The sequence below is a fragment of the Mesorhizobium sp. M0598 genome, assembly GCF_040320865.1.
In the GTDB taxonomy this organism is placed as follows: domain Bacteria; phylum Pseudomonadota; class Alphaproteobacteria; order Rhizobiales; family Rhizobiaceae; genus Mesorhizobium.
On the sequence record NZ_JAMYQL010000009.1, the window covers coordinates 61,485 to 73,909 of the forward strand.

The following is a 12,425-nucleotide window of genomic DNA, read 5'->3' on the forward strand; positions in this document are numbered from 1 at the left end:
CGCTTGTGGCGCCGGCTCAGCGAAATCCGGCTTGCTCCGAAATTTTGCTACAGACCTGCACGCACCCGCCCCCCGCATGAGACAACCGTTTTGGGGGAACGGGCGGCATCGATCTAAACCACGAAGCCCCCCAATTAACCAAACTGCGGCACCAGCGAACAAAAAAGCGGCCAACCGCGCAAGAGCTTGGCATTCCGGGGCAAGTCGCTGCGGGACAGTTGACTACACGGCTGTTAGCACCAAACGTACAGGAACCGGCGTCACACCAAGCAAAGCGCGAGGTTGTGAGCCAACCCTTGCTCTGGTTTTAGCTCTGGTTTTAGCTCTGGTTTTAGCTCTTATAAAACAGCTAAGTCATTGAAATCATTAGCATCCTATTGCCAGCGAAGGTCTCCCTCTCCGCCACTTCGGAATGTGTCCATTCCGGACCCATAGGTAACAGCATCTCTCATCGCGCCGGTAATGGCTTAAGATGGCACGCTATGCAGCCTTCCGCCGCAATTGGCTCACGCTCAGCCACACCGCCGAAACCAGGAAATACAGGGCGCCTACTGCGGCATAGCCGGCCACGTTGGAGATCGATGGCGGCATCGGCATCCGCGTCTGCGCGATGAAAAACGTGCCTGCCAGTGCTGATTGCCCTCCGCTCAGGATCATCGCCCACTGCGCACCAGAGCTCTTCCAACGGCGGACGGCGGTGCCGAGTTGAAGCAGGCCGGACAGGATCGCCCATAGGCCGAACACGCCGAGCACCCAATTCATGCTCATCTTCAGCGCAACAATGACCGCGAGCGTTGTCGCCACACTGACCACGACGTTGATGGTCTGGGTGCGATTCTGTCCCAATCCTCCGCTGCGCGATGCGTCGACAAAATTGGCCAGGGCATCCCATGCAGGATAAGCCACGAGCAAAACCGCCGCGACCACCCCGGAATGCTGTCCCACCGTAAAGGCAGCCGCCACCCAGACAGCCGAGAATGCCGTCCGAGCGAAGTAATAGAGCTTGAGCCATTGTTCCTGGCTGGAGCGGGAAAGATCGCCACTGTGAATCGTCATTGGATCATCCTTTCGACTAGTAGGTAGGGACTCTCGACGAACGTCGCAGAGTGATTGCTATTATGGTTAGTTGAGATCTAGGCCCGCATCCGGGGGGAAGCGCGGAGCCGCTCCAGGAGCGGGCCCGTCACGACGGCGAATGCCTTCGGATCGCCATAGGCCCGTGCCGAAAGCATCGCGCCGTGAACGGTCGCCATGAACGCTTCAGCCTCGGCACGAGGGGTACTCATCAGTCGAAATTGGCCGTGCCGCGCACCGCGCTCCAGCACCGACGTCAGCCAAGCCGACAGCGAGCGGAAATGCGCCCGGACCTCAAGGCCAACTTCCTCGGGCAGCACGGGGAGCTCGCTTGCCAGCAGCGCGCAGATACAAAATGGGGCGCTGGCGTTCGCGATGCAGGCTTCCCAATACCCGGCATAGATCCGCAACTGTTCGAGCGGATCGGATTCGTGAAGTTCGACATTTGCCATCCCCGCTTCAGTTTCTTCGCGGTACCGCGCAACCAGCGTCCGAACCAGATCGACCTTGCTTGGGAAATGGTGATGGATGCTCGCCTTACGGATCCCGACCACATCAGCAATGTCGGCATAACTGAAACCGTTGTAGCCGCCAGCGACGATCAGTGAACGTGCACAAGCCAGGATGTCATCAGAGGTGGTAGACAAGTTGCTCATGCCTTTACCTACCTTCTGGTAGGATGGCAGTCAAGCCTTATTGCAACGCGAGCGACGAACAGAGAGCAGTAGCGTGGAATTAGGTAGCTATGGCGTAGACGTAGGTCCCATCTTCGTCGTTCACGGCCGTCCAATTCAAAAAGCTCCGGGTGTTTGTCGATCGAGGTAGCCATCCCACTTCGAGGACGAGGCAACACCCTCCGGCCGACCGGACCACCGCTAATCGCCGTGCGGCACTAGGCGTTTTGCACCGACTGCGCTATCTCCCCATCGTTAGCTTGTTCTATCGCTGGTTGAAGACTGGGAGGTTTCCATGGATCGGCGACTATTTTTGACAGGAATGTTTGGCATTGCCGGGGCCGCGGCCCTTGCAAGCACAGTTCGGCCAATCAACGCAGTGGCCGGCGTTCCAACTGCCAGAAGCGGCATTCTCGATGAACTCGAGGCGCCGGATGTCGAGACCTTCGACGACGACGAAACTCAAGCAGAGTTGCAACCAGTCTATCATCGCCGGTGGCACCGGCCGCGCCGGCGCCGCCGGCGCGCTTGGAGAAGGGTCTGTCGCGTTTACTGGCGAAATGGCTATCGGCGCAGGCGGTGCTTCCGCAGGCGCGTTTGGGTCTGGTTTCGATTCTAGCAACTGGCCGGCTTGAACCCTGGCCATCGCGGCCGGGGTTTTCGCCTCAGGCGGCCGTTAGCGCCCTTAGGGAGCTTTCCTAAGGGCGCGGAGGAGGCTGACGGTGTTTGCAGGTTTCAGAGCCACCAGCCTACGACTGGACGATACGACGATTTTCGCAAAGGTCGGAGGCACCGGTCCGCCGCTGCTGCTTCTTCACGGTTTTCCAGAAACGCATCTGATGTGGAGGGATATAGCCGCAGCCTTGGCGCCCCGCTTCACGGTGGTCGCCGCCGACCTTCGGGGCTATGGGCAAAGCGGATGTCCGGTTTCCTCTGCCGATCATAGCCCATACGCCAAGCGCGCCATGGCCGGCGACATGGTTCAGGCCATGAAGCAAGTGGGGTTTGAGCGGTTCATGGTTGCCGGGCATGATCGTGGCGGGCGGGTTGCCTATCGCCTGGCGCTCGACCATCCCGACAACGTGCTCAAAATCGCCGTCCTCGACATCATCCCCACCGCCGCAACATGGGATCGGGCGGATGCCAGACTGGCGCTTGGCTTCTGGCCCTGGAGCCTTCTTGCCCAGCCGGAGCCACTGCCGGAGCGTCTGATCGGCGCGGCTCCCGATGCTGTCGTCGACGATGCAATAACGCAGTGGGGATCGTCGGCGAAAACGGTCTCCAAAGAGGTCAGGAACGCCTATGTTGATGCGCTTCGCGATCCCGCGCATATTCATGCCATCTGCGAAGAGTATCGCGCCGCTGCGACGATCGATCGTGAACATGACGCGCTGGACCACGCAAACGGTCGTCGCATCGACTGTCCGCTACTGGCGCTATGGAGTGGCGAAGGCGCCCTGGAGAACTGGTATGCGCAAGAAGGCGGGCCGCTGGCCATCTGGAGGAAATGGGCCGACAGAGTGGCAGGACGCGCTGTCCAAGGCGGGCACTTTTTCCCGGAAGAGCACCCCGACAAGACGGCAGCGGCTCTCTCGGAATTCTTGGAAGACAAACAGGTCGGTCAGCACAGAGTATTGTAGAGGTCACATGCTTCAGTTACGCGGAACCTCGCGAGTGCTTCGCGGCCTAGATCGAGAACCCTCCGGAAATCCGCCTGTCCGGCATCAACGTGCTTGATAAGGGAATGAAGGCGATCTCCACGGCCACGCCTCTGATATGCAGCCTCATGTTTGTCGGAAGTTGCGCATCGCCTTTGCCGGCATCCTTTGATGCTGCGAAATACGACAAGATGAGTTGCGTCGAGCTCAACGTGGCGATAGGCGCGGTCGCCGACGAAATGTCGGCGACAGCCATCGCTCGTGGCAAAGTCGTCCACACCAACATTCCGGGCTGGCTGTTGGGAGGGCAGCGTGTCGCCTCGACCGTGGCTGCCCGCCAGAGTGCGAAGATCGAGCGCTTGCGGCAGCAGGAGGCTGCGATTGCCGCGGCGAGACGAAGCCGGTGCTAATCGTCTCTTAGCCGTTCGATAAAACGCCTCTTATGGATATGCCGATCGCGGATCGCCTGCAGCCTGCGAGCAAAATCGTGGGTCGTGCCACATTCCTCGGCGATTGCCTTGAGGTCGAGCAGAAGGCTGGCGGCCTCATCGTAGCCGGGAGGGTTGCGGCGTTCGATCTCGCTCTCCACCTCACGCCAGACGCTCTCGCCGCGCCGCGAGAGCGCATCGAGCCGAATACGGCGGGCGCGCGCCTCTTCCGCCGCCTGCCGTTTTCTTTCAGCCTCTCGTTGCTCCTCCTGCGCGCGCTCGCGGGCCTGACGGATCGCCTCGGCACGGGCTCGCAGTTCGCCGGCCGAGCGCGGAACAGTGGCCATGGGGCTTCCAACAGAGACTTTCAACATCGAGCGATTCCGGACGAACGCCCGAAGCTCGTTTTCAACATGCCGATCGCCGTCGACAAGACGAACGAGCAGCGTCGTCTTTTCATGATCGGACAAGGCGCCGACTGAACGCCGGACCATATCCGGCGACAATTCCGTTGTCGTGCCGGCGGGACGCTCGGCCGCCGCAGCGACGAAGTCGGCGTCGAGCTGAAAGAAGCGCGCGAAAGCGTCGAGCGCGGGCGTCATCGGGCCGATCCCCGGCAAAGGCTCCGCCTCGTCCGGCTTGACGGAACCGATCTCGGCCGCCTTCAGCCACAGCAGGTAGAAAAGCCTCAGATCGCCGCCGAGCACGTCGGCGCGCAGCGGCGCCAGTGCTTCGAGCCAGTGCGAGTCGTCGTCCCAATTATTCCAATCGTCCGCAGGTTCCAGTTCTTCGCACAGGATGTCGACGATCAGGTTCTCGCCGGACGTGCTGATCTCGAGGCAATCGACCGCATGCAGGAATCCCTCGAGACGCTGCCGGTCGATTAATCGCGCTGGAAACCGGATCATCAGCCGGTGGGTGCCCCAATTCGCCAAATAGAGATGAAGATCGAACCAACGCCGCATCAACGCGAGCGGATCGCCTTTGAAGTCGCCCCACTCGTAGAAATTCGTGAAGCTCGTGGCCGTAATCCGCGCCCGCGTCGACACATCGCGCAAGTCCCGGCGATCCGCTTCGCTGAGTGGGCGGTCGACCGCCCGAAACTCGTAGTATTGATATTCGCTCATGGTTGCTTGGCTGCTGGCCGATCCTCGTCCCACAGGTCAGTTCAGGATAGAGCTGTGTCGAGATCGAACTCGCCCCGTCTGGTATTTTCTGCACAGGAATTTGCCGTTTGTGCGGATGAACCGTTGAAAGGCGGCCGGCCTGTCGTAGATTTGGCAAGCGCGAACGGCAGCGAGGATGCCATGAAGAAGGAAGAACTGGACTCCGTCCTTGGCCGGGGCAAGCCCGGCTTCGATCTCGGTCCGATAGAAGATCAACTACATGACGTGGCAAACGAGCAGCAATTGCCGGATGTCGCAATCATTCACTGCATAGCGAGGATTGAAGAATCGGCTCCCGCGCTGCGTGCCGTCGTCACAAGAGCGGCCGAAGGAGAGGCTCTGTCGCGGGATGATCAGATGCTGCTCTTGCGAGGCATCTACATTCTGGGCGGCGCTCGCGACACTAGAACGTTCGGGCCCTTGTTGCGCCTGCTGCGCCGGCCGGGACGCGACCTTGATGACCTGCTCGGCGACGTGGTGACCGAGAGCATGGCGCGTATCGTCGCCGGCGTATTTGATGGCGACGCCGACGCTTTGTTCAGCTTGATCAGCGACCGCTCCGTCGATGAATTCGTCCGCGATGCAGTTTTGGGCGCAGCGACCTTCCTGACCTGGGAAGGCCGCATCGAGCGTGATCGAATGCGAGATTTTCTCGAGCAATTCCACACCGAGAGGCTGGCCGATGACGACGATTTCGCCTGGATCGCCTGGCTGGGGGCGATCGCCCTGCTTGGCTTGCGCGATCTGGCGTCACTTGTTCACAGCGCATGGGACGACGGCCGCATCCCCGAAGGGGTAATCGAGCGCCGCGATTTCGAAGACGATCTCCTGGCCGCCGAGCAAAGCCCAAACGACATGGATCGATTCGAGCGCGCCGCTCTCGGCTATATCGACGACGTGCTTGAAGCGTTGGAATGGACCAGCCACCTTGAGTATTTTGGCGAGGAAGATTGGCAATCGCCCTTGCCGGAACAAACTTGGCTCGACGAGTTGTCGAGATTGACAGCGCCGGTCACAAATCCTTGGCGCCATGTCGGACGCAATGATCCGTGTCCCTGTGGAAGCGGCAAGAAAGCAAAGAAATGCTGCCTGGCAAACTAACCTGTTGCAGTGTCGCTCAATTGCGAGTTTGATTTTTGGCTACCCTCACGCCGATCCACCGGGCTGATGCGCAGCGATCGCGCCGAGGAATATCTCGCCGAAATCCTTGAGCTTGGCGGCGCCGACGCCGTTGACCGCTGCGAAGGCGTCCAGATCACGCGGGCAGCGTTCGGCCATATCGATCAGCGTGCGATCGGAGAAGATCACGAAGGCCGGCACCTGGCGTTCCCGGGCAAGACGCAGCCGTACAGCCTTGAGCGCGGCCAGCAGCGCCGAATCCAGACCTTCCATGCCTGCTGCGGTATCCTCAGGACGTATCTTGCCTCGCGATGACTGGCGCGCGTCCACGCGATACCGGAACGAAGCCTCGCCCCGGGCCAACGCACGGCCCTTCTCGGCAATGGCGAGGCCGCCATGGCCGGCTGAGTCCAATGTCAGGAACCCTCCCGCGACGAGTTGGCGGAGCAACGACAGCAAGAGATTCTTCTTATGCGCCACACCGGTGCCGAAGCTGGCAAGCCTGTGGTGGTTCCTGGCCAGGACCTTCTCGGTTTCATGGCCGAGCAGCACATCGACGACATGGGCAGCACCAAAGCGCTCGCCGGTCTGTGCGATCGCCGCCAGGATGATCCGCGCCTCCGCCTCGCCATCCGCATGCGGCGCCTGATCAAGGCAATTATCGCAATTGCCGCAAGGCGAGGCGTTTTCGCCGAAATAGCCAAGCAGGATCTGGCGCCGGCACTGCGTCGTCTCGCAATAATCGATCAGCGTTTCGAGCCGGCCATGCGCGCGCCTTTTGTGCTCAGCCGGCGCATCCTCGTCTTCGATGAAAAGCCGGCGCATGCGTATATCGCCGAGACCGAAGAGCATATGTGCCTCGGCCGCCCGCCCGTCGCGGCCCGCCCGCCCGATTTCCTGATAATAGGCCTCCAAGCTGCCCGGCAGGTCGGTGTGGAAGACATAGGCGACGTCCGGCTTGTCGATCCCCATGCCGAAGGCGATGGTCGCCACCATCACCACGCCGGACAAGGTCATGAAAGCGTTTTGATTCGCTTCACGCGCGTCCTTGCTCATGCCGGCGTGATAGGCGAGCGCGCGTACGCCGTTCCGCTCGAGGAACGCCGCCATCTCTTCGGTCTTTTTGCGTGACAGGCAATAGACGATCCCGCTGCGGCCCGCATGGCGCTGCACGAAGTTTAGTAATTGGCGCTTGCTGTCCTGCTTGGGCTCAATGCCTAGCTTGATGTTCGGCCGGTCGAAGCCGAGCACCACGGTATCGACGCGCCCGTCGAACAGTTGCGCGGCAATGTCGGTGCGCGTCGTCTCGTCCGCCGTCGCCGTCAGCGCAATGATCGGCACTTTCGGGAAGATATCACGTAGTCTCGACAATTCTTCGTATTCGCGCCGGAACGCCGGTCCCCATTGCGAGATGCAATGTGCCTCGTCGATGGCGATCAGCCGGACATCGAGCTTGGTCAACGCCTCGAGCATTCGCACCGTCATTAGCCGCTCCGGTGCAAGATAGAGCAGGCGCGTCTGGCCTGCCGCGACACGGCGCCATCCAGCGACATTGGCATCGCGGTCGAGCGAGGAATTGATCGTATCGGCCGCCACGCCGGCAAGGCGCAATGCGGCGACCTGATCCTGCATCAGGGCCACCAGCGGCGAAACGACAATGGTGAGCCCGCCCAGCACCAGCGCCGGGACCTGGTAGCAGAGCGATTTGCCGGCGCCGGTCGGCATGACAGCCAGCACATGATGCCCGGCCAGCAGCGCCTCCATCACGGCCGCCTGGCCGAGACGAAAGTCATCGAAGCCGAATACATCCTTCAGGACGCGCCGCTTGGAATCCTCTGTCGGGATGCTCGCTGCTACCTGCATTACAGAACTTTCGGGGATACGACCTGCCGAAATTCCCCGGCGAATCGCCAGGTGATTGCCTGGACAGCAGATTCGAACATTTATCGACCCCTCTGGTCTTGTCCGCGGCACCGCCTGAGGCGAACTTCTCTCTCATTGGCCGATATCAGACCGTCGTTCCAGCCCCTATTCGCTTTGGCTGTGAATATCGCACCGCCTCGGTTAATCCTATCTTCACCATCATTCGGCAGGTTCAGGTTCTGCGGTGATGTTTTGAGTACCGCGGCGCCACAAGCGCCCAGGCAACACGCCCGCGTCTCTCCGGAGGCGCGGGTTTTTTCGTTCTGAAAACCGGCTGCCTGATCTTCGGGCCCGCAGCTCAGTCGAGGAAATCGGCGCGGTGCGGCGTAAAGCTGTCGACCAGTCGTCCCGCCTCCAGCGCCTTGACGCCATGGACAAGGTTGGACGGGACGATGAAGCTGCTTCCGGTCTCTAGGATTTCGGTCCTGCCGTCGATGGTGACTTCGAAGCGGCCTTCGGCGACATAGCTCGCCTGGACGTGCGGGTGCGAGTGTAGCGCGCCGACGCCACCCTTGTCGAAATCGAATTCGACCATCATCAGCTCATCCGTGTGCAGGAGCACGCGCCTGCGGTTGCCATCCGGCGTCGGCGTCCACGCAGCCTCGCCGGCATGCGAGAAGATTTTGGTTCCGGTCATCGCCAAACTCTCACCTTTTGTTGTTCATCGTGCCAGCCAGCCGCCGTCCACCGGCACCACCGCGCCGTGCATGTAGTTGGACGCCGGCGCCAGCAGGAAGACGGCTGCGTCGCCGATGTCTTCCGGCGCGCCCCAGCGGCCGGCCGGAATGCGCGCCAGGATCGAAGCGCTGCGGTCGGGATCGGTGCGCAGCGCCTCGGTGTTGTTGGTCTCGATATAGCCCGGCGCAATGCCGTTGACGTTGATGCCCTTTGCCGCCCATTCACATGCCAGCAGGCGGGTGATGCCGAGCACGCCGTGTTTGGAGGCGGTGTAGGAGGCGACGCGAATGCCGCCCTGAAAGCTCAGCACCGAAGCGATGTTGACGATCTTGCCACGCCGTCCAGATTCGGCAAGCACGCGCCTGGCAAAACTCTGGCTGAGGAAGAACACCGTCTTCAGATTGACGCCCAAGACGTCATCCCAGTCGGCTTCGGTCAGGTCGACCGCATCGGCACGCCGGATGATGCCCGCATTGTTGACCAGGCCATCGAGCGGTCCGGTGCCGTCCCAGACGCGGTCAAGCATCGCCTGGGCAGCTGCATCATCACCAAGATCGCAGCGGACCGCCTCGAAGCGGCCGCCGACAGCCGCAATCTTCCCCGCCGTCTCGTCCATCGCCGACCGGCCGACGCCGACGACCGCGCCGCCTGCGCGCGCGATCGACACGGCGATGCCTTGGCCGATGCCGGTATTGGCGCCGGTGACGAGGATGCGCTTGCCGGCAAGGCTGAAGGCCGAGAGATCGCTCACTTGAGCTCCTCCATCGCCACCAGGTCGACATCGGTGTAGTCGACATTATCGCCGGCCATCGCCCAGATGAAGGCGTAGTTGGAGGTGCCGGCGCCCGAATGGATCGACCATCCCGGCGACAGCACCGCCTCCTCGTTGCGCATGACGAGATGGCGCGTTTCGTCCGGCTCGCCCATGAAATGAAACACCCGCGCCGCCTCCGGCAGATCGAAATAAAGATAGGCTTCCATGCGCCGGTCATGCACATGGCATGGCATGGTGTTCCAGACCGAACCGGAGGCAAGCTGCGTCATGCCGACGACAAGCTGACAGGTCTTTACCCCATCGGCATGGATGAACTGGAAGATCGAGCGCTCGTTGGAGGTTGCCTGGCTGCCGAGATCGAGCCGCTTGGCATCGCCGATGCGGATCAGCCGGTTGGGATGGCTCTGATGCGCCGGCGCGCTGAGCAGGTAGAACTTAGCCGGCTCAGCCAGATTGGTCGCAGCGAACGACACCTCATCGGTGCCCATGCCGAGATAGAGCATGTCGCGTGCCTGCAGCTCGTAGGATTGGCCGCCGGCTTTGACGACGCCTGCACCGGCGATGTTGACGATGATCATCTCACGGCGGTCGAGAAAATTCTTGGTCCCGGTCGGCTTGATCGCCTGCAGCGGCAGCGGTGTACCGGCGGGCATGGCGCCGCCGACGATCATGCGGTCGTAATGGGTGTAGGTCAGGCCGATGCGGCCGGGCTGGAACAAGTCCTCGATCAGGAAATTGTGTCGCAGCTCGTCCGTTCCCATGGCTGCGGCAGAAACAGGATCGATGGCGAAGCGGGAGGTGAAATCCGTATGACTGTCAGTGTGATTCATTGCTGTCCCATGGGGCTGCCTCAATTGCTTATTCAGTTGCCGCGGCCTTGACCGAGTCGGCATAAAAAACCTGGCGCGCGTGCAGGCGCTCGCGATAGCGCTGCTGGCTGGCACCGAGATGCGCGCGCATCGCCTCCCGCGCCGCTTCGGCATCGCCTGCCGAGATGGCATTGAGGATCATCAGGTGTTCGCGCTGAAGGCCGCGCTGGTAGGCGTCGGACTGTGCGAACTCGGTCGACCAGGGCGAGGTCACATCGCAAGGAATAGCGCGCCGGCCGAGCACGTCGAGCATCTCGACATAGAACGGATTGTTGGTGGCGCTGGCGATTGCGCGGTGGAAGGCAAGGTCTGCCGGTCCAGTCGGCTCGCTGTTGAGGAGCAGCCGTTCGAACTCGAAGAAGGCTTCCTGGATTGCCGCTTCCTGCGCGGCGTTGCGCCGGATGGCGGCGAGCCCGGCGGATTCGATCTCGATCGCCAACCTGACTTCGAGCACGTTGAGGGCAATCGAATCCTTGCTGCCCATCTCCGCTGCCAGAGCACCGAACGCTGTCGAGATATGTTCGGTGACGAAAACGCCGGCGCCTTGGCGCGGCTCGACCAGGCCGTCCGCGGCAAGCTTGGCCAGCGCCTCGCGTATTACGGTGCGGCTGACCCCGAAGGTTTCAGTCAGCTGGCCCTCGGTCGGCAGCTTTTGCCCCGGCTGGATCTCGCCCGCCTGCAGCTGTTTGCGGATCGCCGTGACAACGGTTTCCGAAAGCTTCGGTCTTCGTTCGACGCGGAGCCCGACTGCAGTGTCCGATGCCATGTCGCACCCCCTACTTGAAGACGCTCGGCAGCCATAGCGAAATGGCCGGAATGTAAGTGACGAGCGCCAGCACCACGAGGCCTGCGCCATAGAATGGCCAGATCGAGCGCATCGATTCCCAGACGGATATCTTGCCCACGGCACACGCCACGAACTGCACTGCGCCCACCGGCGGCGTGTTCAGCCCGATGCCGAAATTGAGGATCATGATGACGCCGAAATGCACCGGATCGACGCCGTAGGCCTGCGCCACGGGCAGGAAGATCGGCGTGCAAATTATGATCGTCGGCCCCATGTCCATGAACGTGCCGAGGAACAGCATCAAGAGGTTGAGCAGGAGAAGCACAACCAGCGGATCGTCCGAGATCGCGTTCATGGAGGCTATCAACGCTGCCGGCACTTTCAGGAAGGCCATCAGCCACGAGAACGCCGCCGCCATGCCGATGATGAGCAGCACCATGGCCGTGGTGCGCACGGCGCCATGGGTAGCATGAACGAACCCTTCCCAGGTCATCTGCCGGTAAACGAAGACGGTCACGAGCAGCGCATAGATGACGGCGATACAGGAACTCTCGGTGGCGGTGAAGACGCCCGATCGCACGCCGCCGAAGATGATCGCGATCAGCAGCAGGCCGGGCACGGCGACGGCGAAAAGATGCGCGACCGCGGTGAAGCCCGGAAACGCCTCGGTCGGATAGCCGCGGGAGCGCGCCACGATATAGGCGGTGACCATCAGCGACAGGGCCAGTAGCAGGCCCGGGATGATACCGGCCGTGAACAGATCGGCGATCGAGATCTTTCCGCCTGCCGAGATCGAGTAGATGATCATGTTGTGCGACGGCGGCAGCAGCAGCGCGATCAGTGCCGCCATCGACGTGACGTTGACGGCGTAGTCCGCTCCATATCCACGCGCCTTCATCTGCGGGATCATCAGGCCGCCTACCGCCGCTGCCTCCGCCACCGCGGAGCCCGAAATGCCGCCGAACAGTGTAGCGGTTGCAATGTTGACCTGGCCGAGGCCGCCGCGCAAATGGCCGACGAGCGAGCCGGCGAATGCAACGATCTTGCTGGCGATGCCGCCGCGCACCATCAAGTCGCCGGCGTAGATGAAAAACGGAATGGCCAGCAGCGAAAAGACGCTCATGCCGGAATTCAGGCGCTGGAACACGATCAGCGGCGGCAGGCCCATATAGAGGACGGTGGCGAGGCTTGCGACGCCCAGGCAGAAAGCGATCGGCGTGCCGATAAGCATCAGCAGGGTGAAGACGCCGAAGAGAATCCACAGTTCCATGGCG

12 protein-coding genes are annotated in these 12,425 nt (G+C 61.7%); 3 read left to right on the plus strand and 9 right to left on the minus strand.

What is annotated here, in order from left to right; translation table 11 throughout:
• Positions 1-480 precede the first annotated feature (480 nt).
• Positions 481-1,056, minus strand: coding sequence for a DUF308 domain-containing protein (locus NKI59_RS13985; RefSeq protein ID WP_352704812.1), 576 nt, complete (start codon positions 1,054-1,056; stop codon positions 481-483).
• Between the two features lie 77 nt (positions 1,057-1,133).
• Positions 1,134-1,730 (minus strand): TetR/AcrR family transcriptional regulator, encoded by a 597-nt coding sequence (locus NKI59_RS13990; protein ID WP_352704814.1) that lies wholly within the window; start codon positions 1,728-1,730, stop codon positions 1,134-1,136.
• A 740-nt stretch (positions 1,731-2,470) separates the two neighbouring features.
• On the opposite strand from NKI59_RS13990, the gene NKI59_RS13995 reads away from it, so the two are divergent.
• Positions 2,471-3,388: an alpha/beta fold hydrolase gene (locus NKI59_RS13995; RefSeq protein ID WP_352704816.1), complete on the plus strand. Its 918-nt coding sequence runs from the start codon at positions 2,471-2,473 to the stop codon at positions 3,386-3,388.
• Between the two features lie 173 nt (positions 3,389-3,561).
• On the plus strand, positions 3,562-3,816 hold the full coding sequence (locus NKI59_RS14000) for a hypothetical protein (RefSeq protein ID WP_352594357.1): 255 nt from the start codon (positions 3,562-3,564) through the stop codon (positions 3,814-3,816).
• On the opposite strand, the gene NKI59_RS14005 is transcribed toward NKI59_RS14000, so the two are convergent.
• Complete coding sequence (locus NKI59_RS14005; RefSeq protein WP_352704818.1) at positions 3,813-4,961, minus strand: hypothetical protein; 1,149 nt, start codon at positions 4,959-4,961, stop codon at positions 3,813-3,815. The genes NKI59_RS14000 and NKI59_RS14005 overlap by 4 nt on opposite strands.
• 6 nt (positions 4,962-4,967) lie before the next feature.
• Here NKI59_RS14005 and NKI59_RS14010 point away from each other — a divergent pair, with 6 nt between their 5' ends.
• Positions 4,968-6,101, plus strand: coding sequence for a DUF1186 domain-containing protein (locus tag NKI59_RS14010; protein WP_352704820.1), 1,134 nt, complete (start codon positions 4,968-4,970; stop codon positions 6,099-6,101).
• 45 nt (positions 6,102-6,146) lie between these two features.
• On the opposite strand, the gene recQ is transcribed toward NKI59_RS14010, so the two are convergent.
• The 6 genes from recQ to NKI59_RS14040 all read right to left on the minus strand — a co-directional run bounded on the left by recQ (position 6,147) and on the right by NKI59_RS14040 (position 12,421).
• Positions 6,147-7,982 carry a DNA helicase RecQ gene (recQ, locus tag NKI59_RS14015; RefSeq protein WP_352704822.1) on the minus strand — a complete coding sequence of 612 codons (1,836 nt, stop codon included), beginning with the start codon at positions 7,980-7,982 and terminating at the stop codon, positions 6,147-6,149.
• A gap of 358 nt (positions 7,983-8,340) precedes the next feature.
• A complete protein-coding gene (locus NKI59_RS14020; protein WP_352704824.1) occupies positions 8,341-8,679 on the minus strand; it encodes a cupin domain-containing protein in 339 nt (112 codons plus the stop codon).
• 24 nt (positions 8,680-8,703) lie between these two features.
• Positions 8,704-9,471 (minus strand): 2-dehydro-3-deoxy-D-gluconate 5-dehydrogenase KduD, encoded by a 768-nt coding sequence (gene kduD / locus NKI59_RS14025; protein WP_352704826.1) that lies wholly within the window; start codon positions 9,469-9,471, stop codon positions 8,704-8,706.
• Entirely contained in the window at positions 9,468-10,325 is an 858-nt protein-coding gene (gene kduI / locus NKI59_RS14030) for a 5-dehydro-4-deoxy-D-glucuronate isomerase (RefSeq protein ID WP_352704828.1), read from the minus strand. Before kduI ends, kduD begins: the two co-directional genes overlap by 4 nt.
• Before the next feature lie 28 nt (positions 10,326-10,353).
• Positions 10,354-11,130, minus strand: a complete 777-nt coding sequence (locus NKI59_RS14035; RefSeq protein ID WP_352704830.1) for a FadR/GntR family transcriptional regulator — start codon at positions 11,128-11,130, stop codon at positions 10,354-10,356.
• Between the two features lie 10 nt (positions 11,131-11,140).
• On the minus strand, positions 11,141-12,421 hold the full coding sequence (locus NKI59_RS14040; RefSeq protein ID WP_023678089.1) for a TRAP transporter large permease: 1,281 nt from the start codon (positions 12,419-12,421) through the stop codon (positions 11,141-11,143).
• Positions 12,422-12,425: the final 4 nt, after the last annotated feature.

Coding starts and splice junctions, on each gene's coding strand:
- NKI59_RS13985 (WP_352704812.1), bottom strand. CDS start 1,056: ATGACGATTCACAGTGGCGATCTTTCCCGCTCCAGCCAGGAACAATGG.
- NKI59_RS13990 (WP_352704814.1), bottom strand. CDS start 1,730: ATGAGCAACTTGTCTACCACCTCTGATGACATCCTGGCTTGTGCACGT.
- NKI59_RS14005 (WP_352704818.1), bottom strand. CDS start 4,961: ATGAGCGAATATCAATACTACGAGTTTCGGGCGGTCGACCGCCCACTC.
- recQ (WP_352704822.1), bottom strand. CDS start 7,982: ATGCAGGTAGCAGCGAGCATCCCGACAGAGGATTCCAAGCGGCGCGTC.
- NKI59_RS14020 (WP_352704824.1), bottom strand. CDS start 8,679: ATGACCGGAACCAAAATCTTCTCGCATGCCGGCGAGGCTGCGTGGACG.
- kduI (WP_352704828.1), bottom strand. CDS start 10,325: ATGAATCACACTGACAGTCATACGGATTTCACCTCCCGCTTCGCCATC.
- NKI59_RS14035 (WP_352704830.1), bottom strand. CDS start 11,130: ATGGCATCGGACACTGCAGTCGGGCTCCGCGTCGAACGAAGACCGAAG.
- NKI59_RS14040 (WP_023678089.1), bottom strand. CDS start 12,421: ATGGAACTGTGGATTCTCTTCGGCGTCTTCACCCTGCTGATGCTTATC.